The organism is Intrasporangium sp., assembly GCF_035280925.1.
In the GTDB taxonomy this organism is placed as follows: domain Bacteria; phylum Actinomycetota; class Actinomycetes; order Actinomycetales; family Dermatophilaceae; genus Intrasporangium.
Map to the genome: position 1 here is coordinate 1 of NZ_DATEEY010000042.1, position 21,860 is coordinate 21,860.

At 69.1% G+C, this 21,860-nt stretch carries 21 protein-coding genes and 1 tRNA gene; 8 read left to right on the forward strand and 14 right to left on the reverse strand.

What is annotated here, in order from left to right; translation table 11 throughout:
• Positions 1 to 1,064: M23 family metallopeptidase (locus tag VJN29_RS04320; RefSeq protein WP_324142353.1), on the reverse strand; the 1,064-nt coding region annotated here is incomplete at its 3' end.
• Between the two features lie 234 nt (positions 1,065 to 1,298).
• Positions 1,299 to 3,698, reverse strand: coding sequence for an excinuclease ABC subunit UvrA (locus VJN29_RS04325; protein ID WP_324142354.1), 2,400 nt, complete (start codon positions 3,696 to 3,698; stop codon positions 1,299 to 1,301).
• 95 nt (positions 3,699 to 3,793) lie between these two features.
• On the opposite strand from VJN29_RS04325, the gene VJN29_RS04330 reads away from it, so the two are divergent.
• A complete protein-coding gene (locus VJN29_RS04330) occupies positions 3,794 to 4,843 on the forward strand; it encodes a M15 family metallopeptidase (protein WP_324142355.1) in 1,050 nt (349 codons plus the stop codon).
• A gap of 91 nt (positions 4,844 to 4,934) precedes the next feature.
• On the opposite strand, the gene VJN29_RS04335 is transcribed toward VJN29_RS04330, so the two are convergent.
• Positions 4,935 to 5,363: an arsenate reductase ArsC gene (locus VJN29_RS04335; protein ID WP_324142356.1), complete on the reverse strand. Its 429-nt coding sequence runs from the start codon at positions 5,361 to 5,363 to the stop codon at positions 4,935 to 4,937.
• Positions 5,364 to 5,495: 132 nt separating this feature from the next.
• Entirely contained in the window at positions 5,496 to 6,608 is a 1,113-nt protein-coding gene (arsB, locus tag VJN29_RS04345) for an ACR3 family arsenite efflux transporter (RefSeq protein WP_324142357.1), read from the reverse strand.
• Positions 6,609 to 6,741: 133 nt separating this feature from the next.
• On the opposite strand from arsB, the gene VJN29_RS04350 reads away from it, so the two are divergent.
• The gene (locus VJN29_RS04350) at positions 6,742 to 7,101 is read left to right on the forward strand and encodes a metalloregulator ArsR/SmtB family transcription factor (RefSeq protein ID WP_324142358.1); all 360 of its coding nucleotides are present in this window, start codon (positions 6,742 to 6,744) and stop codon (positions 7,099 to 7,101) included.
• A gap of 26 nt (positions 7,102 to 7,127) precedes the next feature.
• On the opposite strand, the gene VJN29_RS04355 is transcribed toward VJN29_RS04350, so the two are convergent.
• Together VJN29_RS04355 and VJN29_RS04360 are read right to left on the reverse strand one after the other, a co-directional pair.
• A complete protein-coding gene (locus VJN29_RS04355) occupies positions 7,128 to 8,882 on the reverse strand; it encodes a CapA family protein (protein ID WP_324142399.1) in 1,755 nt (584 codons plus the stop codon).
• A 129-nt stretch (positions 8,883 to 9,011) separates the two neighbouring features.
• Complete coding sequence (locus VJN29_RS04360; RefSeq protein WP_324142359.1) at positions 9,012 to 9,476, reverse strand: aromatic ring-opening dioxygenase LigA; 465 nt, start codon at positions 9,474 to 9,476, stop codon at positions 9,012 to 9,014.
• 226 nt (positions 9,477 to 9,702) lie between these two features.
• On the opposite strand from VJN29_RS04360, the gene VJN29_RS04365 reads away from it, so the two are divergent.
• Positions 9,703 to 10,125: an SHOCT domain-containing protein gene (locus VJN29_RS04365; RefSeq protein WP_324142360.1), complete on the forward strand. Its 423-nt coding sequence runs from the start codon at positions 9,703 to 9,705 to the stop codon at positions 10,123 to 10,125.
• Here VJN29_RS04365 and VJN29_RS04370 read toward each other — a convergent pair.
• Positions 10,107 to 10,180, reverse strand: a tRNA-Ile gene (locus VJN29_RS04370). The two genes, VJN29_RS04365 and VJN29_RS04370, sit on opposite strands and share 19 nt — an antisense overlap.
• 103 nt (positions 10,181 to 10,283) lie before the next feature.
• On the opposite strand from VJN29_RS04370, the gene VJN29_RS04375 reads away from it, so the two are divergent.
• The 4 genes from VJN29_RS04375 to VJN29_RS04390 all read left to right on the forward strand — a co-directional run bounded on the left by VJN29_RS04375 (position 10,284) and on the right by VJN29_RS04390 (position 12,660).
• Positions 10,284 to 10,625 (forward strand): bifunctional 3-phenylpropionate/cinnamic acid dioxygenase ferredoxin subunit, encoded by a 342-nt coding sequence (locus VJN29_RS04375; RefSeq protein ID WP_324142361.1) that lies wholly within the window; start codon positions 10,284 to 10,286, stop codon positions 10,623 to 10,625.
• 184 nt (positions 10,626 to 10,809) lie between these two features.
• Positions 10,810 to 11,334 carry a DUF3145 domain-containing protein gene (locus VJN29_RS04380; protein WP_324142362.1) on the forward strand — a complete coding sequence of 175 codons (525 nt, stop codon included), beginning with the start codon at positions 10,810 to 10,812 and terminating at the stop codon, positions 11,332 to 11,334.
• A 433-nt stretch (positions 11,335 to 11,767) separates the two neighbouring features.
• Entirely contained in the window at positions 11,768 to 12,289 is a 522-nt protein-coding gene (locus VJN29_RS04385; protein WP_324142363.1) for an HNH endonuclease, read from the forward strand.
• Positions 12,286 to 12,660, forward strand: coding sequence for a WhiB family transcriptional regulator (locus tag VJN29_RS04390; protein WP_324142364.1), 375 nt, complete (start codon positions 12,286 to 12,288; stop codon positions 12,658 to 12,660). Before VJN29_RS04385 ends, VJN29_RS04390 begins: the two co-directional genes overlap by 4 nt.
• Before the next feature lie 187 nt (positions 12,661 to 12,847).
• On the opposite strand, the gene fabF is transcribed toward VJN29_RS04390, so the two are convergent.
• The 6 genes from fabF to VJN29_RS04420 all read right to left on the reverse strand — a co-directional run bounded on the left by fabF (position 12,848) and on the right by VJN29_RS04420 (position 18,797).
• The gene (gene fabF / locus VJN29_RS04395) at positions 12,848 to 14,092 is read right to left on the reverse strand and encodes a beta-ketoacyl-ACP synthase II (RefSeq protein ID WP_324142365.1); all 1,245 of its coding nucleotides are present in this window, start codon (positions 14,090 to 14,092) and stop codon (positions 12,848 to 12,850) included.
• 122 nt (positions 14,093 to 14,214) lie between these two features.
• Entirely contained in the window at positions 14,215 to 14,463 is a 249-nt protein-coding gene (locus VJN29_RS04400; RefSeq protein ID WP_324142366.1) for an acyl carrier protein, read from the reverse strand.
• An 88-nt stretch (positions 14,464 to 14,551) separates the two neighbouring features.
• Entirely contained in the window at positions 14,552 to 15,652 is a 1,101-nt protein-coding gene (locus VJN29_RS04405; protein WP_324142367.1) for a beta-ketoacyl-ACP synthase III, read from the reverse strand.
• 10 nt (positions 15,653 to 15,662) lie between these two features.
• On the reverse strand, positions 15,663 to 16,640 hold the full coding sequence (locus tag VJN29_RS04410; protein ID WP_324142368.1) for an ACP S-malonyltransferase: 978 nt from the start codon (positions 16,638 to 16,640) through the stop codon (positions 15,663 to 15,665).
• Between the two features lie 45 nt (positions 16,641 to 16,685).
• A complete protein-coding gene (locus VJN29_RS04415) occupies positions 16,686 to 17,930 on the reverse strand; it encodes a helix-turn-helix domain-containing protein (protein ID WP_324142369.1) in 1,245 nt (414 codons plus the stop codon).
• A gap of 147 nt (positions 17,931 to 18,077) precedes the next feature.
• Positions 18,078 to 18,797, reverse strand: a complete 720-nt coding sequence (locus VJN29_RS04420) for a class I SAM-dependent methyltransferase (protein WP_324142370.1) — start codon at positions 18,795 to 18,797, stop codon at positions 18,078 to 18,080.
• Positions 18,798 to 18,928: 131 nt separating this feature from the next.
• On the opposite strand from VJN29_RS04420, the gene VJN29_RS04425 reads away from it, so the two are divergent.
• Complete coding sequence (locus VJN29_RS04425; protein WP_324142371.1) at positions 18,929 to 20,068, forward strand: glycerophosphodiester phosphodiesterase; 1,140 nt, start codon at positions 18,929 to 18,931, stop codon at positions 20,066 to 20,068.
• Positions 20,069 to 20,362: 294 nt separating this feature from the next.
• Here the strand turns inward: VJN29_RS04425 and argG are convergent, their stop codons facing one another.
• Complete coding sequence (argG, locus tag VJN29_RS04430; RefSeq protein WP_324142372.1) at positions 20,363 to 21,787, reverse strand: argininosuccinate synthase; 1,425 nt, start codon at positions 21,785 to 21,787, stop codon at positions 20,363 to 20,365.
• Positions 21,788 to 21,860: the final 73 nt, after the last annotated feature.

Consider the following 21,860-nt stretch of genomic DNA (forward strand, 5'->3'; position numbering starts at 1 on the left):
GGCTCGGACGTGGTCGGGTCCGGCTCGGAGGTCGTCGGGTCCGGCTCGGACGTGGTCGGGTCCGGCTCGGACGTGGTCGGGTCCGGCTCGGAGGTCGTCGGGTCCGGCTCGGACGTGGTGGGATCAGTCGTTGGGCTGGTCGTTGGGTTGGTCGTCGGGTTCGTCGTCGGGGTCGAGGTCAACGGCGGCTTGGTCGTGGTGGAGGACGGCGTCCGAATCCACGGGCTCGAGGTCCCGCTCGTGGACGGCGGGATGGGCACGTCACCGTCCTCGACGTGCACCGGCAGACCACGCTCGTCGCGGACCGCCGGGGGAGTTGCCTGGAACGGGATGCTCGGGGCATGCGAGCTCGGCAGGCCGAGATAGGGCCCCGGGTCGACATAGCGCTCGTTGAGGATGACGTCGAAGTGCAGGTGACAGCCGGTGGACCAGCCCGTCGTGCCGACCAGACCGATGATGTCGCCCTGCTTGACGACGTCGCCCGCCTTGACGAGGAACTTCGACTGGTGGCCGTAGGCCGTCTTGAGGTTGGGGCTGTGCTGGATGATCGTCCGTGCGCCCCACGACGGGGAGACCTGGGCGTACACAACGGTCCCTGAGGCTGCGGCCCGGATTGGCGTGCCGCACGCCCCGGCGAGGTCGATGCCGGTGTGGAACATGGGCACCCCGAGCACCGGGTGCATCCGTGGACCGAAACTGGATGACTGCCCGCCGAGAACGGGACGGATGAAACGCAGCTGGGACTGCTGGTCTGGCAGGGGCGACGCGAGTGGTGGCACCATCCCCGGGGGCAGGGCCAGGCTGGGGAACTGGAAGAGCCCGCCGCCGATGGCCGACGAAACGCCGGACATGGCTCCTGCGAGGTCCGGGGAGACGCCCTGCGGGTAGGCGGGCGCAGCGGCGCTGGGCGTGCCGGCGGGGACAGGGTCTGACGCGCCAGCTGCGAGGACGACCGACTGTCGGACCAGCTGTGGTGCGCTCCCGCCGAGGAAGGGCAGCAGCGCCACGAGGGTGACTCCGGCCGCAAACGTCAAGGTCCGACCGCGCACTCTGATGTGCACCACGGTCGGGCCACTCGTCGGCCTGATCGGCTCCTGCACTGGCAGGCACCCCCATCGGGCAGTTGATTGCGAACCGGGGCCTCCTGACTGGACCTCGGACCGGCCATCACCATGGACGCCCCCACGCCACGGTGTCAACCGAATGGTTCCACCATAGGGTGATCACCGGAGTGCCGGGGGCGGAACGGGTGCAAGTTTCCGGTTGATGTGGCCCATCCGTGCCGCCGGGAGTCCTGGTCACCGGCTGCCGACATAGGCCGCCAGATGCTCGCCGGTCAGGGTCGCTTCGGTTGCGACGAGGTCGGCGGGCGTGCCCTCGAAGACGACCCGACCGCCGTCGTGCCCGGCGCCCGGGCCCAGGTCGATGATCCAGTCGGAGTGGGCCATGACGGCCTGGTGGTGCTCGATGACGATCACCGACTTGCCGGAGTCGACGAGCCGGTCGAGCAGCGCCAGCAGCTGCTCGACGTCGGCGAGGTGCAGACCGACGGTCGGCTCGTCGAGGACGTAGACGCCGCCCTTCTCGCCCATGTGGGTGGCCAGCTTCAGGCGCTGCCGCTCACCGCCGGAGAGCGTGGTGAGCGGCTGGCCGAGGCTGAGGTAGCCGAGCCCGACGTCGGCGAGCCGGCCGAGGATGGCATGAGCGCCGGGCACCTTCGCAGCCCCATCGCGGAAGAACTCCTCGGCCTCAGCGACCGGCATCGCGAGGACCTCGCTGATGTCGCGGCCCCCCAGGTGGTACTCGAGCACCGCCGGCTGGAAGCGCTTGCCCTCGCACTCCTCGCAGGGCGTCGCCACGCTCGCCATCGGGCCGAGGTCCGTGTAGATGACGCCGGCGCCGTTGCACGCGGGACAGGCGCCCTCTGAGTTGGCACTGAACAGGGCCGGCTTGACGCCGTTGGCCTTCGCGAACGCCTTGCGGATCGGGTCGAGCAGTCCGGTGTACGTCGCCGGGTTGCTGCGACGTGATCCCCGGATCGCGCCCTGGTCGATCGTCACCACGCCGTCCCGGTCGGAGACCGAGCCGTTGATCAGTGAGCTCTTGCCCGAGCCGGCGACACCCGTGATGACACAGAGCACGCCGAGCGGGATGTCGACGTCCACGTCGCGCAGGTTGTGGGTGCTCGCGCCACGGACCTCGAGCACCGTGGACGGGGCCCGAACTGACGGCTTGAGGGCCGCCCGATCGTCGAGGTGGTGGCCCGTGATGGTTCCGCTCGTCCGCAGTCCCTCCACGCCACCCTCGAAGCAGACCGTCCCTCCGGCCGTGCCGGCGCCGGGGCCGAGGTCGACGACATGGTCGGCAATGGCGATCATCTCCGGCTTGTGCTCAACGACGAGCACGGTGTTGCCCTTGTCGCGCAGTTGCAGCAGCAGCTGGTTCATCCGCTGGATGTCGTGGGGGTGCAGGCCGATGCTCGGCTCGTCGAAGACGTAGGTCACGTCGGTGAGGGAGGAGCCGAGGTGACGGATCATCTTGGTCCGCTGGGCCTCTCCACCCGACAGCGTCCCCGAGGTGCGGTCGAGTGAGAGGTAGCCGAGCCCGATCTCCACGAACGAGTCGAACAGGTGCTGAAGGCCAGTGAGCAGCGGGCGCACCGAGGCCTCGTCCAGGTCGCGAACCCAGCCGGCGAGGTCGCTGATCTGCATGGAGCAGACGTCCGCGATGTTCTTGCCCTTGATCCTCGATGATCGGGCCGCCTCGTTCAGCCGTGTGCCGTCGCACTCCGGGCAGGTGGTGAACGTGACCGCCCGCTCCACGAAGGCGCGAATGTGGGGCTGCATCGCGTCGACGTCCTTGGAGAGCATCGACTTCTGGATCTTCGGGATCAGCCCTTCGTACGTCAGGTTGATCCCCTCGACCTTGATCTTGGTCGGCGCCCTGTGGAGCAGGTCGTGCAGCTCCTTCTTGGTGTACCTCCGGATCGGCTTGTCCGGGTCGAAGAACCCGCTGCCACGGTAGATCCGGCCGTACCAGCCGTCCATGCTGTAGCCGGGAATGGTGAGCGCACCCTCGTTGAGCGACTTGGTGTCGTCATACAGGGCGGTGAGGTCGAAGTCGGTGACCGATCCCATGCCCTCGCAGCGAGGGCACATGCCGCCGGTGATGGTGAAGCTGCGTCGTTCCTTGGTGAACGACTCCCCGCGCTCGACGGTGACCGCTCCCGCTCCGGAGATCGACGCGACGTTGAACGAGAACGCCTGCGGCGACCCGATGTGCGGCTTGCCGAGTCGGCTGAAAAGAATCCGGAGCAGGGCGTTGGCATCGGTGGCGGTCCCGACGGTGGAGCGCGGGTTGGCACCCATCCGCTCCTGGTCGACGATGATCGCCGTCGTCAGGCCGTCCAGGAGGTCGACGTCGGGCCTCGCCAGGGTCGGCATGAACCCCTGGACGAAGGCGCTGTAGGTCTCGTTGATGAGGCGCTGCGACTCCGCTGCGATCGTGTTGAAGACGAGCGAGCTCTTGCCCGAGCCCGAGACCCCCGTGAAGACGGTCAGCCGACGTTTTGGAATCTCGACGCTCAGGTCCTTGAGGTTGTTGACCCGCGCTCCGTGCACGCGGATCATGTCGTGGCTGTCAGCGAGCGGCAGCGCCGCCCGCGACTCTGGATCGATCTTCGTGGCCGTGCTCGTCATGTCGCTCACGCTAGCCGCGGCGCCACGCTGTGCGCTTCTTCATTCCTGACGCCTGTCGACACCTGCCGTGGTTATGGTGAGCACCGAGGTGAGCCATGGACACTGCCGATCCCACTCGACCGGGCGTCCGAGCGGAGCTCCGCGCGCGGCCGAGGCACGTGGCATCGGCCCTGGCTCTCGCCCTCCTCATCGCGGGTCTCGTCGTGTCGAGTCCAGGGCCGCGGTCGGCTCAGGCGGTCGGGCGGCTCCCCTCGTGCGACCTCGGGAATGTCTACACCGTGCCCCGCGGCTACGACGACTGGAGCGTCACCCTGGTCGACCGGCTCCTGCGCGTCGAGAAGGACTATGTGCCGCCGGACCTGGTGCACGTCGGTGAGGCCGGCCTCCCGGGCGGTGGCCACATCCGGGCGGTGGCGATCGACGACACGCGCGCCATGGCGAGAGCGGCGCGAGCTGCCGGTGCGCCCATCGGCGTGTGGAGCGGATACCGCAGCTACGAGGAGCAGGTCCAGATCTTCAATGGTTACGCCCGAGAGAACGGCCTCGACAGCGCGATCACGTACTCCCAGCGCCCGGGGCACTCTGAGCACCAGCTCGGACTCGGCGTCGACTTCATGAGCGCCGGGGGCGGCAACCCCCTGCCGGGCGACTGGGCCACGACCGCGGCGGGCCGCTGGATGCGCGACAACTCCTGGAAGTTCGGCTGGGTCAACAGCTACCCACGCGGCGAAGGCGGTGCGCGCTGGAACGACCGAACGTGCCTGCGCTATGAGCCGTGGCACTACCGCTACCTCGGCCGTGAGGTCGCCGCCAAGGTGCACCGCTCGGGCCTGACGATCCGGGAGTACCTGTGGAGGAACCACACGTTGCTCGACAGCAGCGGCAGACCGATCGCGACTCCGACGCCCACGCCGTCCGCGACGCCCAGCAGGTCGCGGGAGGCGTCAACGACGACGATGCCGACCGTGACGCCAAGTGAGAGAGGGGTGCCAGCGGCCCCGTCGGTAGAGCCGACCGTCGCCTCGGCCCCCGCAACCGTTTCGCAGTACGACGTCGATCCTCTTGTCCTCGTCGCCGGACTACTCGGGCTGGCAGGCGCGCTCGCCCTCGTCGGACGCGCGTGGGCCCGACGGCGAGCGCGATGAGTTGGACTCGGCCACAGGCAGATTCAGCCGTATGCCGCTGAGCCGGCTCAGCGGCATACGCCCACGTCGTGCCGGGCTGGCACCTCAGCAGTCACGAGGGCGTGCTCGCTCGCACCGGCTCGACGCCCAGAGAGTCCATCAGCTCGATGACGCGGCGCTTGATCTCGTCGCGGATCAGTCGGACGGACTCGACGCCCCGGCCGGCCGGGTCGTCCAGCTCCCAGTCCTCGTAACGCTTTCCCGGAAAGATCGGGCAGGTGTCGCCGCAGCCCATGGTGATGACGACTTCGGATTCCCTGACGGCCTCGGTCCTCAGGACCTTTGGAGTCTCTGCGGACAGGTCAATGCCCTCCTCGGCCATGACGGTGACAGCGGAGGGGTTCACCTGGTCAGCAGGCGCCGAGCCGGCCGAGCGGACCTCGACCTGTCCTCCGGACAGGGCGGTCAGGTAGGCGGCGGCCATCTGCGACCGGCCGGCGTTGTGGACACAGACGAACAGGACGGACGGCCGGTCGGACATGATGGCTCCTGGGGTGGGAAGTGGGGTCGAGGTCGCTAGCCCGGGTAGATGGTGCAGGCGTCGCCGCAGCCCATCGTGAGGATGGCGTCGGCTGCGCGAACGACGCTGTCGCTGAGGGGCTTGGCGTGGCCATCAGCGGGTGACGTTCTCGTTGGGGAAGCGGCGGCGGAGCCACAGGCTGACGTAGACAAGGCCGACGAGGACCGGAACCTCGATGAGCGGGCCGACGACGCCGGCGAGGGCCTGTCCGGAGGTGACGCCGAAGGTCGCGATGGCCACGGCGATGGCCAGCTCGAAGTTGTTGCCCGCCGCGGTGAAGGCGAGCGTCGTGGTGCGCTCGTAGGACATGCCGAGCGCCTTGCCGAGCGCGTACCCGCCACCCCACATGAGCGCGAAGTAGGCGAGCAGCGGCAACGCGATGCGAGCGACGTCGAGCGGGCGGGAGGTGATCTGTTGGCCCTGCAGGGCGAAGAGGATGACGATCGTGAACAGGAGGCCGTAGAGGGCCCAGGGTCCGATCCGGGGAAGGAAGGACCGCTCGTACCACTCCCTGCCGCGTGCCTTCTCGCCGTACGTTCGCGAGAGGTAGCCGGCGAGCAGCGGGATGCCGAGGAAGACGAGGACGGACTTGGCGATCTGCCAGGCGGACACGTCGAGACTGGCCTGTTCGAGCCCCAGCCAGCCAGGCAGGACTGAAAGGTAGAACCAGCCGAGCCCGGCGAAGGCAATGACCTGGAAGATCGAGTTCAGCGCGACGAGGACCGCGGCGGCCTCCCGGTCGCCGCAGGCCAGGTCGTTCCAGATGATGACCATGGCGATGCAGCGGGCCAGACCGACGATGATCAGGCCGGTGCGATACGCGGGCAGGTCGGGCAGGAAGAGCCACGCGAGGGCGAACATCAGCGCAGGCCCGACGAGCCAGTTGAGCACGAGCGAGCTGGACAGCATCCGCTTGTCCGCGGTCACGGTGTCGAGCCGGTCGTAGCGCACCTTGGCCAGCACCGGGTACATCATCACCAGCAGCCCGAGCGCGATGGGCAGCGAGACGCCGTCGACCTCCACTGCGCCGAGGGCGTCGCCGAGCCCCGGGATGACCCGGCTGAGCAGCAGCCCGGCAACCATGGCGGCGCCGATCCAGACCGGCAGGAAGCGGTCCAGGGTCGACAGTCGCGCGGCGACGTGGTCGGGTGCGGGCGCATCAGGGCGTATGCCGGTGGGCTGGCTCACGTCGGCGCGCTGGCTCATGTGGGGTGACTTCTCGCTTCCATCGAGGTGGACCGTCATACTGAGCGTTCCAGCCTTCATTGATCTATGTCAATATTGACAGTGTTCGATGGAATGCGCAGTGAGCAACCAGACAACGGGAGGTGAACGACGGGTGGTCAAATCGGTCGTCGTGCTTCAGGGGACCCTGCTCGAGGGAGCCATCGGCAAGTGCTGTGGGGCGCCGGCACGGGCACCGCTCACGCGGCCAGAGGCCGAGGAGGTCGCGGGGTTGCTCAAGGCCGTGTCCGACCCGGCCCGCCTGCAGCTGCTGAGCATCATCCGCTCCGCCGGCGACTGCTCAGCCTGCGTCTGCGACGTGGTTCCGGCCGTGGGGCTGTCCCAACCCACGGTGTCCCACCACCTCAAGGTCCTCACGAAGGCTGGGCTGCTCACGCGGGAGCAACGCGGCACGCAGGCCTGGTTCACCCTCGTGCCGGAACGGCTCGATCAGCTCGGTCAGATCTTTGCCTGATCCATGCCGGACGTCAGTCCACGCCGTCAAGGAATGTCGGGCGCGCTGAAGTGCTGGAAGTCTGGATCGGAGTACAGGCCTCCCCATTCCCAGCCGATTCGGTCGAACTCTCGGCGAACGACATCGCCGTCACGGATGACGCCGGGCTGTGAGGGTGCGCCCGCGGTTCGGTCGACCTCCAGGAAAGGACGGCCGGCAGGCGGCCTCACCTCACTGCCGACGACGTATGGGTTCTGGACCGGGTTGATGTCGATCGCTCGACCGTAGGCGTGGTCGGACCAGGCCGACTGGCCTGCCACGCGGCGGCAGTTGTAGCCGGACGTGTTGTTGGCCGCCATGGACCGGTCGTCGTCGCCGCCGTATTCGTCGACGAGCAGCATTCGCTCGATCGGGAACCGTTCGGCGTAGAGAGCGGCGAACACGCCAGCGACGTCCTCCGCGACGTCAGCGTGCACCACGAGCTCGCCTCGGCGCGCTCGTCCGTCGAACCCGACATGGGTGACGACGAGGTGGCGCAAGTCGGCAAGGGGAACCGGACACGTCTGGGGGTCGTGGCTCCGCATGCCGAGACGCACTGAGGGGCCGATCCGGCTGATGGAGACGGCGAAGTCGGGAAGTTTGTCCGTCACGCCTGACTCCGCTTGGCCCGCGTGGTCGCGCGTGTCCGACGCAGCTCCCACATCGGGCCCCGGACCGGGTCCGAGGTCGGTACATCCCCGCAGGTCTTTCCAGTCGCGGACCGCGGCAGTTCCCGCGTCTCCGGTGAGTGGCGTCGGGGCGCCACCCTCGGGACGGAACCGGCCCGGGAGCCACTCGTCGGCGACGACCTCGCCGCCGCGGACGGACAACCGAAGCACGCCGGTGTGCGGCGGTCGACCGTGGTACCAGTAGAAGTTGCCCAGCCCGTAGCTGACGTAGGTGGAACCGTGCAGACCAGCCCCCAGTGGCGTGTGCGCATGGGACCCAACCACGATGTCCGCTCCGGCAGCCTCGAGCCTCCTGGCCAGGCTCTGTTGGGTCGGGCTGGGACAAGCGTTGCCCTCCTCACCCCAGTGGAGGTAGACGATCACCAGGTCGTCTGTCCGCGCGGACTCCTGAACGGCGGCCGCGAGCGTCGCAACCCCCGGGCCGCGCGCAGATGCGAGGCCCGGTCCGGAGCCGGGGGCCGCTGCCCAGATGGCGTCCGCGCTCTCGCGGAACGACGCGTCGGCGGCATGGATGGCGACGTCCGTGCCCTTGACCTTGACGCGGTGGGGCGCGAACGCCTCCCGGTGATTTCGCCCAACGCCCACAAGCGCCACGTCGCTGGTCTCGGCGGCCCGGATCGTGTCGAGCAGTCCTGCCAAGCCGAAGTCGGCCCCGTGGTTGTTGGCGACGGACACGACGTCGACGCCGGAACGAGCGAGCACGTCCAGAGCAGCCGGCCCGGCTCGGAACCAGTACCGGTTCGACGGGACCTCGATCTCCTTGCTGGTCGGGGCATCCCTCAACGTCACCGCAGACTCGAGATTGACCATCGCGAGGTCAGCGTCCCGCAGGATGTCCGACATCGGGCCCAGGGTGGACGAGGGGCTCGACGGCACGTCGCGGTAATCGCCCTCGAAGTGAACGTCGCCGGCGAAGGCGAGCCGTAGCGTCGCCGGAGCGGCGCTGGAGGGAGGAGTCGACGGAGCGACGCTCGGGGACGGCCTCGGCGAGCTGACAGTTGGCGAAGGGGACGCGAACTCGCGCTCGCCAAGGTCGTCACTCAGCATGGGCCCCATCATCAGGAATGCGCTCATGATGAGGACCGCGACAATGCCCGCTGCAAGAACGAGGCGAGAACGTCTCGTCACAGCACCATCGTAGGAGCGCACCGACAGCACCGATGCGCCCCGCGATGGCCTGGGGGTCGAATCGCCGACCTGAGGTCAAACGACGTCGGCGCGCCTCGCGACTCGCCGGAAGGCCCAGCCTGTCAGGATGAACCCCACGCCGAGGGCCGCCGCCATGAACGCCACCCCGAAGGCGACGACGGAGGTGAAGAGCGATGCCCGCAAGAACGACGCGTTCATCACCGTCGCGCGCGCAGGGTCGTCACGGTCGAGCTCGGCGTAGGTCTTGCCGCCGGACCCCTCCATCGCGTGCTTGTTGATCACATCGGCCTGTGCGTAGGCTTCCCACGGCGTGTCCACCGTTGCGCCTGCGAAGCGGGCCGCGTCCTCCGCGACGGTGATCTTCTCGGCGGCCAGCTGGTCGGCCACCACGACCCACGTGCCAACTCCGGCGACGAACATGATGGCGCCGAAGACGATCAGGAGCAGTCCGATGGTGCCGACACCGCGCAGTCCGCGTCCCTCCGTGGTGCCACCTCTTGTTTCCACACTGGTTGTCATTCCAAGCCTCCAAAGCGGTGCACTGGTTGTGGCACTGGAACCCGCAGCTGCCGGTCCGGCGCCGGTTCCACGGTAGGCCCTGCAGGACTGCGGCAGATGGTGCTTTCCGGGTGATCCGACGCGGAGGCGTACAGAGAACCATCCGGTTGGGATGAGGCGCGGCGGTGTGGGACGCGATCGAATGAGCAGGCACGCCGTCAGCGCAATCCACACGGAAGGCAGTCACATGTTCGATGACAACGGGTCGTTCCTGCTCGCGATGTTCGAGTTCTTCATCTTCGTGGCATGGATCATGTGCTTGTTCTACGTGTTCGGAGATGTCTTCCGTAGCCGCGATCTGGGCGGCGTCGCAAAAACGCTCTGGTGCGTGTTCATCATCGTGCTGCCGTTCCTGGGCGTCTTCGTCTACCTGATCGCTCGCGGCAATGGCATGACACAGCGCTCCATGGAGGCCCGGCAGCAGCTGCTCGACCAGCAAGCCCAGTACGTGCGTTCCGTGGCCGCCTCGAACGGTGGCGGTTCGGGCGTCGACGAGATCGCGTCGGCCAAGAAGCTGCTCGACGACGGAGCGATCAGCCAGACGGAGTTCGAGCAGCTGAAGGCGCGAGCCCTCGCCACCACGAACGTGGGTGGGGCAGCAGGGGCTTGAACCCTGGACCGACGGATTATGAGTCCGCTGCTCTAACCGGCTGAGCTACTGCCCCGGACGCCACGACTGCATCGTGGGCGCAGCGAGTCTACCCACCCGCGGGCGGTCGTCCCTCCTCGCCGTCCTAGGCTCGAGTGGAAAGCATCCTGAGGAGGACCATGGCTGAGGGGATCCGCGTCGCCGCGGTCGACGACGTCGAGCCGGGGGAAGCGCTCGTGCTGCCCGAGGACCTGACGCGGACGGAGGAGCCCATCTCGCTGTTCCGCGACGACGACGGTAGCTACTACGCCCTCGATGACACGTGCTCGCACGAGGACGCCTCCCTCGCCGAGGGGTGGATCGAGGCCGGCGAGGTGGAGTGCCCGCTCCATGCGAGCCGCTTCTGTCTGCGCACCGGCGAGGTGCTGTGCCTCCCGGCGACCAAGCCGGTGGCCAGCCACAAGCTCGAGATCCGCGACGGCGAGATCTACCTGTTCCCGGGTGTCCCCAACGACGGATGACGACCTGACCCGCACCGGAGTGCCGGGAAGTGCTGGTACGCATGGGTCTCGTGGTGCACAATGGGTCACGGGCTCCTGGAAGTGAGCCCAGCGGCATACAACTTCATCCGAGTCCGACAGCACGGGCTGACCGACACGCGCGAGGTCGTTGGGGAAGACGTCCCTTGCACGTGAGGAGGTCAGGATGTCTGTCGCGATGCCGCGCTCCCCGCGCCACACCACGCGCGGGGTGGTGTTCATCCACGGTGCCCCGACGGCACTGTGCCCCCACATCGCGTGGGCGATCGAGGCGGTCCTCGACCAGCGGATCTCGATCGACTGGATCCCGCAGCCGATCCTGCCCCGCACGGTTCGCACGGAACTGTCCTGGACGGGCGCGGTGGGCACTGGCGCCGAGTTGGCGAGTGCCCTCCGCGGCTGGGAAGGGCTGCGCTACGAGGTCACGGAAGACCCGACCGAGGTCTCCGACGGGTCGAGATGGTCCTTCACGCCGAGCCTGGGGATCCATCACACGATGACGAGCGTCAACGGCGACGCGGTCATCCACGAGGACCGACTCCGGGACGCGATGATCCGCAACCGGGGCGACGCAGACGCGCTGCAGGAGGAGATCGACCTGCTGCTCGGAGTCCCATGGGACGACGAGCTCGAGCCGTTCCGCTACGCCGGCGAGGGCGCCCCGGTGAGGTGGCTGCACAAGGTCGGTTGACGGCTCCCGCTCCGGCGCCAGTCTCCAGCGTCGCGAGTGGGCTTCCCCGGGGCCCGGACGGTTCGTGCGTCCGGGCCCCGCTCCCTGCTGTGGAAACCATGGTGCGCCAGTCGGGCTCACGTGCAACGCTTGGCGGGTACCGGGTACTGCTCGCCGGCTCTGATTTGGTTCGGTTGAAAGGCTTGTCGTGGCATCGGGTTTCACGCGGCACGCGAAGCGCCTCCAGCGCGACGCAATGTCGGCCTACTCAAGCCTCGTCGAGCTGTGGCGCCCGAGCTCCGAGTGCCACGCCGACCGCCGTCCCGCCTGCGGACCCCCTCAACCCTGAGCCCCACAGCTCACCCCAGGAGCCGCCGCCGGGACGTCCCGACGGCGGCTCTTCTCGTCGGCGAACAGAACTCGCCGCCATGACCCCAGGAAGGAGGTGTCGGCGATGACGCAGGTCGAGGTCCGCAACGCTGACGAGACTCTCCTGCACCGGGTCTCCGTCCGGCATGCGGTGAAGATGATCTGGCGCGGGATCGCCACACCCGTCGAGGTGCACGAGTCCGAGACCTTCGGTCCGTACCAGGTGCCGCTCGTCGTGCGACTCGTGCGTCACGTCGAGATGAAGTGGCTCTACTCCCGGACGCGGGCGACCCACTCGCGCGAGGGTGTCCTGCTCCGTGACAAGGGCCAGTGCGCCTACTGCGGCAGGTTCAACGCCACGACGATGGACCACGTCCTGCCTCGGTCCCGCGGCGGCGCCACCTCGTGGGTCAACGCAGTGGCAGCGTGCGAGGACTGCAACGCCCGCAAGGGCAACCGGATTCCGGACGAATCCGGCATGCCGTTGCGGTGGCAGCCCTACGTCCCGACCCGGGTGCAGCTCCGCTTCGCCCGACCCGATGCGTGCCTGTCGAGCATTGGCACACCCCACACCCGGACGCGACCCGGAAGGGAGCTCGTCGCATGACCAGGCACCGCCCGAACCTCAGGACCGCACCGCGTGCCGCGGATGGGACGCACCCGCGGTCGCTCGGCCGGGACCTGTTCGACTCCAAGGCGTTCGCCGCGGCGTCGCACCACCCGTTCGAGCTCGGCGATGTCACGCCGCCGTGCACCGAGGAGGACCCGGAGCTCTTCTGGCCCGCGACGGAGTCGGAGGCCGCGCTGGCCAAGGCGGTCTGCCGCGGTTGTCCCCTGGTCCGGTCCTGTCTCGCGACTGCGCAGGAGCGTGGCGAGTGGGGGGTCTGGGGTGGGGAGCTGCTGGCCAAGGGGCGAGTCACGACGGACCTGCCGGGCAACGTCCGCCCGTCACCTCGCGACCAGCCACGCACCGCCTGACCCGGCCCATTGCCGCTGGGCCGGCTCAGGTCATGGGTCAACCAACCGGAAGTACGACCTCAGCAGCCATGCTCCAAGCGGCGGCCGTCCCGAACCTCCGGTTGGTTGACCCAGAGCCGGCCGGGCTGGGACCGCGCCGCTTGCGCGGACCCAGCTCAGCGGCATACGTCCGCGGGTGGTTGCGTCGTCAGACGCTCGTGATGGCGAGGGCGACGTTGTGACCGCCGAAGCCGAACGAGTTGTTCAGGGCGGCCACGTCGCCGGCGGGGAGCCTGAGGTGCTCGCCCGTGACCACGTTGAGCGGGATCTCGGGGTCCTGGTTGTCGAGGTTGATCGTCGCCGGCACGGTGCGGTGGTGGATGGCGAGGATCGTGAGGACGGCCTCGAGCGCGCCGGCAGCACCGAGCAGGTGACCGGTCATGGACTTCGTCGCCGTGACGGCGATGTCGTCCGTCCGGTCGCCGAAGGCTCGCTTGATCGCGTGGTACTCCGCGATGTCACCGACCGGTGTCGACGTGGCGTGCACGTTGATGTGACTGATGTCGCCGAGCGACAGGCCCGCCCCCTCGACCGCGAAGACCATGGCGCGCGAGGCGCCGGAGCCCTGCGGCTCCGGGGCGGTGATGTGGTGGGCGTCACCCGACAGGCCGACCGAGGCGAGCTCGGCATAGATCCGCGCGCCACGAGCCCTGGCATGCTCCTCCGACTCGAGGACGACGACGGCGGCACCCTCCCCGAGGACGAAGCCGTCACGCTCCGTGTCGTAGGGCCGGGACGCCTTCTCGGGTTCGTCGTTGCGGGTCGACAGGGCCTGCATGGCGGCGAACCCGGCAATCGGCAGCGCGTGCACGGCCGCTTCCGTGCCGCCGGCGACGACGACGTCAGCCCGGCCGCTGCGGATCATGTCGATCGCGTAGCCCATGCTCTCCGCTCCGGACGAGCACGCGCTGACGAGCGTGTGGACGCCGGCGCGGGCCCCCAGCTCGAGCGAGACCGCCGCCGACGGGCCGTTGGGCATGAGCATCGGGACGGCGAGTGGGTAGACCCGACGCGGACCCTTCTCCCTCAGGGTGTCCCACTGGTCGAGCAGCGTCCAGACACCACCGATGCCGGACCCGATCGCGGTGCCGAGCCGCTCGGGCTCGACCTCGGGCTTGCCGGCGTCGGCCCAGGCCTCACGCGTCGCGATGAGGGCGTACTGGCTGGAGGGGTCAAGGCGTCGGGTCTCGACCTTGGCGAGCACCTCCTCGGGCTTCGTCGCGATCGTGGCGGCGAAGGTCACGGGCAGCTCGTACTTGGCCACCCAGTCGAAGTCCATCGTTCGGGCTCCGGAGCGCCCGGCGAGAATGGCTTCCCACGTCTCGGGGGCAGTGCCCCCCACGGGCGTCGTGGCGCCCAGGCCGGTGACGACAACGCGTCGGTTTGACGTCATGGTGAGGTGCTCCTCGTCAGGTGAAGTCGGGTGGTTCGTTCGTTGTGGAGAGATTCCGTATGCCGCTGGGCTGGGTCCGTGCCTCCCGGCGGGACCCAGCCATCGGGCTCCGGGGAGGTCGCTCAGCCCTGCGCGTTGCCGATGTAGCTGACGGCGTCGCGGACCGTCTTGAGGTTCTTGACCTCATTGTCGGGGATGCGGACGCCGAACTTCTCCTCCGCGTTGACGACGATCGTCATCATCGAGAGGGAGTCGATGTCGAGGTCCTCGGTGAAGGACTTGTCCATCTCCACCGACGCGGTGTCGAGGCCGGTCTCCTCGTTGACGATCTCAGCGAGACCCTCGAGGATCTCCTGCTCGGACTGAGCCATGTGCTGCTCCTTAGGTGGTCACTTGATGGTGGTCACTTGGTGATGTGGCCCCGAGTACCCGTCGGGACAAGCGGGAAACGGGAGGTCCTCAGGGGAGGACGATGACCTGGGCCGCGTAGACCAGGCCGGCCCCGAAGCCGATCTGCAGCGCGAGGCCGCCACTGGGGATCTCGCCCTCGGCGAGCATCCGGGTCGTGGCGATCGGGATCGAGGCTGCAGAGGTGTTGGCCGTCGTGACGATGTCGCGCGCGACGGGGATGTCCGGCGGCAGCTTGAGCTGCTTGACCATGGCGTCGACGATGCGGATGTTGGCCTGGTGCGGGATGAAGGCGTCGAGGTCGTCCGCCTTGATGCCCGCCCGGTCGATCGCCTGCTGTGCGATCGGAGCCATGCCCCAGACTGCCCAGCGGAAGACGCTCTGGCCCGCCATGGTCAGCATGGGCCAGCCCTTCCTGCCTGCGCCCTCCATCGTGGCGGTCTCGGCAGCGCTGGCCTGGGCCGCCTCGGCGCCGCCGTCGCCCAAGATGTCCCGGACCTCCAGCCACGAGTGCCGGTTCGAGATGACGTCGCGTTGTCCCCCGTCGGAGCCCCAGACCGTCGGGCCGATCCCGGGGGTGTCCGACGGGCCGATGACGGCTGCGCCTGCACCGTCGCCGAAGATGAAGGCCGTGCCGCGGTCGTAGGGGTCGGTGAAGTCGGTCAGCTTCTCGACACCGATGACGAGGACGTAGTCGGCAGACCCGCCCTTGACCATGTCGCTGGCCGTGGCGACGCCGTAGCAGTAGCCCGCGCAAGCGGCCGAGATGTCCATCGCCGGGGCGGTCGAGCCGAGTCGGGCGGCGAGCTCCGGTGCGGCGGCGGGGGTCTGGTACGGGTGGGTCACCGTCGCCATGAGGACGAAGCCGAGCTGGTCGGGCGTGATGCCGGCGTGGTCGAGTGCCTGCCGGGCCGCGTGCTCGGCCATGTCGATGACGCTCTCGTCCTCGGCCGCCCAGTGACGGCTGACGATGCCGGAGCGCTCACGGATCCACTCGTCGCTCGAGTCGATCTTGTCCACGATCTCGGCGTTGGTGACGACCCGGGCCGGTCGGTAGGCGCCGACCCCCACGATGCGGGAGTGGCGTGGGCTGCCCGGATCGATGATCGCGCCGGTGCCCTTGGGCGTGGGGGTGGTGGTGGATGAAGTCACAGGAAAAGCCTCACTCTTCGTCGACTCGTGCGGAAGGGGAAGCGGCTTGCGTCGTCGTGGTGCCGGCGTGCGCCGAGATCATGCGTCGGGCGGCCTCGAGGTCGTCCGGGGTCTTGAGGGCGAGCGTCTCGACGCCCTTCATGGCCCGCTTGGCCAGGCCCACGAGGGCTCCCGCTGGGGGGAGCTCGATGAGACCCGTGACACCGAGCTCCAGCATGCTCTCCATGCAGAGATCCCAGCGGACCGGGTTGCTCACCTGACGCACGAGGCGGTCGAGGGTCTCGCGCCCATCGGTGACGGGCCGGCCGTCCGCGTTGGACAGCAGGGTGACTGACGGGGACCGGGTCTGGGTGGTCTCGGCCAGCTCCTCGAGGACGCTGACCGCGGGCGCCATGTGGTGGGTGTGGAAGGCCCCGGCGACCTGGAGCGGGATGACGCGAGCCTTGGCCGGGGGATCCGCCTGGAGGGCCTCGAGCTGCTCGAGCGTGCCGGCCGCGACGGTCTGCCCGGCACCGTTGACGTTGGCCGGGGTGAGGCCGTGGCGCTCGAGGGTGGCGAGCACGTCGTCCGGGTCACCGCCGAGGACCGCGGCCATGCCGGTCGGGGTTGCGGCGCTGGCGGCAGCCATGGCCCGACCGCGCTCACGGACGAAGACGACCGCGTCACCGGCGTCGAGGACACCCGCGGCGGCCGAGGCGGTGATCTCACCGACCGAGTGGCCCGCCACGAGACCGACGCCGTCGAGGGTGACGACGGCGTCGCCGAGCAACGGCGGGAGCGAGACCAGGCCGGCACCCACGATGAGGGGCTGGGCGATCGCGGTGTCCTTGATGGTCTCGGCATCCGAGGTCGTGCCGTGAGCGACGAGGTCGATGCCGGTCGACTCGGAGAGGCGCACGAGCTGGTCGCGGACGCCGTCGACCTCCAGCCAAGGGGTGAGGAAGCCGGGGGTCTGGGATCCCTGTCCGGGGCACACGATCGCTAGCACCTGTCCAGCCTCCCGGATCGAGAGCCCGGATGGAGACTCCGAATGTCACGAAGTCGACTGGACTGGTTTGGAGGTTTCCTCCAACTGCGGTCTGGGGCTGGCGCGGGTGGCGCGCTCTGCATCGGAGAGCCGGCCGAGGGCCAGGGCGATGCCGGCCGCCCAGGCGTCGCGAGGTTCGGTCAGGTCGAAATGGGTCAGGTCCTCGATCCGGCCGAGCCGGTAGCGGACCGTGTTGGGGTGGATGAACAGGGCCCGGGACGTCGCCTCGAGGGAGCGACCGCTCTCGAGGTAGGCCTCGGCCGTGGCGAGGAGCGCGCGCTGGGCCGACCGGGCGAGGGGTCGGTGGACCTGGTCCACGAGCAGGCGTTGCGCCGGGACATCGCCGGCAAGCGCGCGCTCCGGAAGGAGGGCCTGCGACTCCACGATGCGGGGAGCCGCAGGCCAGGCAGCGGCCGCGGAGTGTCCGCTCAGGGCTGCCCGGGCCGACCGGCCTGCCGCGAAGAGATGGGGGACCGTTGGCCCGACGACGATCGGGCCCTCCCCGAACCGTTCCGACACGGCGGAGACGACGGCCAGGGGGTCCTCGGTGCCCCCGAGGATCGCGATGAGCCGCGTGCGCTGCACGATGGCCAGCGCCTCGCCGCCCTCGTGTCGGACGGCGCGTCGCACGGCGTCCACCGACGCCGCGGCGCCACCATCGGTCATGGGAGTGGTTCCGACGACGACGGTGACGTGCCCGACCTCGTCCCAGCCGAGCGCCGCAGCACGCGACTGCATCGAGTCGTCGGCCTCGCCCCGGAGCACGGCATCGACCACGAGAGACTCGAGTCGCGCGTCCCAGGCGCCCCGTGCCTCGGCTGCGCCCGCATAGACCTCAGCGGCGGCGAAGGCGATCTCGCGACTGAAGCGCAGCACGGACTCGCGCAGCAGCTGCTCGTCGCCCGGACCGGCCAGGCTCTCGACCCTGGCCTCGACGACCTCGACGACGGTCCGGACGAGGTCGAGGGTCTGCCGCAGGCTCACCGTGCGCGTCAGCTCCTGCGGCGCCTTGGCGAAGATGGAGATGGCCGAGGGAGCGCTGTCCTCGTGGGTCCGGAACCAGGCGATGAACTCCGAGATGCCGGCTTGGGCGACCAGCCCGACCTGGGACCGCTCGGCTGCGGGAAGGTCGCGGTACCAGGCGAGGTTCTCCTCCATGCGGCGAGCGGCGAGGGTCGCCAGCTCGCCGGTGCTGCGATCGACGGCGCGCGAGGTCTCGCTGCTCGGTCGGCGCCGCTCGGGTGCAGTCACGAGCCTCAGCCTACGGCCGGGCCCGCCACCCGCGCCCCCAGCCCGATCGAGTGAACAGCTCTCGGGCCAGACGGTGTTCGCTCGATCGGACTCAATCGGACTCGATCGCGATTGCGGTGTGGTGCTTTGTATGTCGCGGACAAACCGTCAGTGTGCGGTGAGGACCGAGGTGAGGCCCGAATACTCCCGAGGGCCGTCGAACCAGGGCAGTCCAGCGGCCAGCTCCTCGGAGAACGTTCCCAGATAGGCCACGGCAGAGGCATGGTCGGGGAAGGTCGCGCGGGTCTCGATGTCGCGCTGGGTCACGTGCCGGAAGTGACGTCGCAGGGACTCTGCCGCGTTCTCGGAGGAGAACTGCGTGACGAGAGGCTCGCCGCCGGCCTCGAGCAGGAGCTCGGCCAGATGGAGATCGCCGTTCGTTGCGACGGTGAGCTGTCCACCGGGCCGGAGGACGCGGCGCATCTCTCGAAGGGCACGGTCGAGGTCCGGCACGTGATAGAGCATCCACGCGGCGACGACGCCGTCGAACGTCTCGGCCATGAACGGCAGCTGCGTGGCGTCGGCTTGTCGAGCCGCAACGCCGAGGCGCTTGGTCGCGGCGACCTTGCCCTCTGACTCGTCGGTCGCGAGGTAGACGCAATCCGGCATGGCGGTAATGACGGCCTTGGCGAACTGGCCTGTCCCGCAGCCGATCTCGAGGATCTCTCGTGGTCGGGCCGACAGGACGGCGGTCAGCAGCACGTCCACAGGAGTGACACCATCGGGTCCCGGGCCCCAGACGCCGGCGCGGGTCAGGAGCTTGTCGGCTCGCTCGTACTGGCGTCTGACCTGCACCTGCTCGGTCATCGAGTCCACGCGCGAGTCCACGGGCGCGAACATACCGCCCCATATCGGGCGTGAGGTCGCGGCGCGCCGCGCAGCACACACTTCACCGACATGTCATCACCCCGTCGGAGAACGGCCCCATCGCGGTTGCGCACGGCCGGGTGAATTGGGCCATGAAGCGACTCAGCCCAGTTCTCACCGCAGCGGCCCTCGTTGCGGCCGTTGCCCCCACGGCACTCACCACGGGCACGATCGCCCCACCGAGCACCGCCACGACGACGGACCAGCCGCGGCGGCAGGCGGTCGAGCCGCTCGTCGTCGCCCACCGCGGTGCGTCCGGGTACCGTCCGGAGCACACCCTCGCCGCGTATGAGCTCGCAGCGCGCATGGGCGCCGACTTCATCGAGCCTGACCTGGTCTCGACCAAGGACGGCGTCCTCGTCGCTCGCCACGAGCCCGAGATCTCGGAGACGACGGATGTCGCCGAGCGACCCGAGTTCGCCTCCCGGCGGACCACGAAGTCCATCGATGGGCGTCCCGTGACCGGATGGTTCACGACCGACTTCACCCTCGCCGAGCTGAAGACCCTGCGCGCCAAGGAGCGCCTGCCGCAGGTCCGGCAGGAGAGCACCATGTGGGACCACAGGTTCGAGGTGCCAACCTTCGAAGAGGTCCTCGAGCTGCGCGAGCGGCTGACCAGTGAGCTGGGGCGAGAGGTCGGCGTCTACCCGGAGACGAAGCACCCGACGTTCTTCGACGAAGCCGGCCTCGACCTCGAGGCGAAGGTCGCCGACGCCGTGCGCCGGCACCACCTCGACCGCCGGAATGCGCCGATCTACATCCAGTCGTTCGAGCTGTCCAACCTCTTCGAGCTGCGCGACGAGCACGGGGTCCGAGTGCCGCTCGTCTTCCTCGTGACCAGCGGAGCGCCCTATGACCTCGTCGCCAAGGGCGACCCGCGCACATACCGTGACCTCGTCCAGCCACACAGCCTCCTCGCGCTCGGCAACACGATCAACGGCATCGGCCCCGAGAAGTCGCTGGTCATCCCGCGCAGGAGCGACGGGACCCTGGGCAGCCCGACGGGCCTCGTCTCCGCCGCCCACGCCGCAGGCCTCAAGGTTCACCCGTGGACGTTCCGCGCGGAGAACACCTTCCTGCCAGTCGAGCTGCGTGCCGGCGCCGACCCGACTGCCTTCGGACGAGCCCTCGAGGAGCAGGTCACCTTCCTCGAGACCGGCATCGACGGTCTCTTCACCGACCAGGCGGACGTCGGCGTGGCCGCAAAGGCGGAGTTCCTCGCGGGCAGCTGACGTCGTTGCCGGGAGGCCCCGATGCAGCGCCGACGAGTTGTCGGCGCAGCATCCCGCCAGATCGGGACCGGGGCCCGCGTTTGGCGGGCAGCGGTCGCGCTTTCCCGCCAGATCCGGACCAGGGTCCCCAACCGGCGCCTCGCCCGACGGCCACAACATCGCCGGGGCGAAGCTGCCGCGGACCTGAGGGCCTCCGCTGCCGCCGGCACCTCGCCTTGGCGAGGATGAGGTGCGGAACTGGAGGGCACGGCTGGCGCCCGCCGGGATGACCCACGCTTGGGGCCAACCAGCCAGTCAGTCCGTGCCGAACTCCATGGCGGCACGGTCCAGCGCGTCGTCCTGGGCGTCGACGTCGGCCGCGGCCGGGTTGGCCGAGATCGCTGCCGCACCACCGGGCGCCAGCTCTCCGACGAGCTGGGCGTTGCGGGAGCCGAGCAGCCCCTGCGTGGCGTAGAGCTCGAGCTTGGCACGGGAGTCGGCGATGTCGAGGTTGCGCATCGTCAGCTGCCCGATGCGGTCGACCGGGCCGAAGGCGGCGTGCTCGGTGCGCTCCATCGACAGCTTCTCGGGGTGGTAGCTGAAGGCCGGGCCAGTCGTGTCGACGATCGACCAGTCGTCCCCACGCCGAAGGCGCACGGTCACCTCGCCCGTGACGGCAGAGGCGACCCACCGCTGGATCGACTCCCGGACCATCAGGCTCTGCGGGTCGAGCCAGCGCCCTTCGTACAGCAGCCTCCCCAGCCGCCGCCCCTCGGCGTGGTAGTTGGCGATCGTGTCCTCGTTGTGGATCGCGTTGAGCAGTCGCTCATACGTCAGGTGCAGCAGGGCCATCGCGGGCGCCTCGTAGATGCCACGGGACTTCGCCTCGATGATGCGGTTCTCGATCTGGTCGCTCATGCCCAGACCGTGGCGGCCACCGATCGTGTTCGCCTCCGTGACGAGCGCGACCGGGTCTGGGTGGTCCACGCCGTTGATGGCAACGGGGCGGCCCTGCTCCCATCGGATCGTGACGTCCTCGGTGTCGATCTCGACGGACGGGTCCCAGAACCGCACGCCCATGATGGGCTCGACGATCTCCATGGACTCGTCGAGGTACTCGAGGGTCTTCGCCTCATGGGTGGCGCCCCAGATGTTCGCATCGGTGGAGTAGGCCTTCTCCGCACTGGCCCGATAGGGCAGCTCCCGGACGGTCAGCCACTCGGACATCTCCTGGCGGCCGCCGAGCTCGCTGACGAAGTCCGCGTCGAGCCACGGCTTGTAGATGCGCAGCTGGGGGTTGGCCATCAGCCCGTAGCGGTAGAACCGCTCGATGTCGTTGCCCTTGAACGTGGACCCGTCGCCCCAGATGGACACGCTGTCCTCATGCATGGCTCGCACGAGCAGCGTCCCCGTGACGACGCGGCCCAGGGGAGTGGTGTTGAAGTAGGTCCTGCCTCCGCTGCGGATGTGGAAGGCGCCGCACGCGATCGCGGACAGGCCCTCCTCGACGAGTGCCGTCCTGCAGTCGACGAGGCGTGAGATCTCCGCGCCGTACACCCCGGCGCGGCCCGGGACGGACCCGATGTCCGGTTCGTCGTACTGGCCGAGATCCGCGGTGTACGTGCATGGGACGGCACCCTTCTCGCGCATCCACGCGACCGCCACCGAGGTGTCGAGACCGCCGGAGAAGGCGATCCCGACTCGTTCACCGACAGGCAGGGACGTCAAGACTTTGGACACGGCTGCAAGTATATGCACAGTCACGCATAAGTATCCAACGATGTCGTATGCCGCTGAGCCCGCTCCCAGCCGG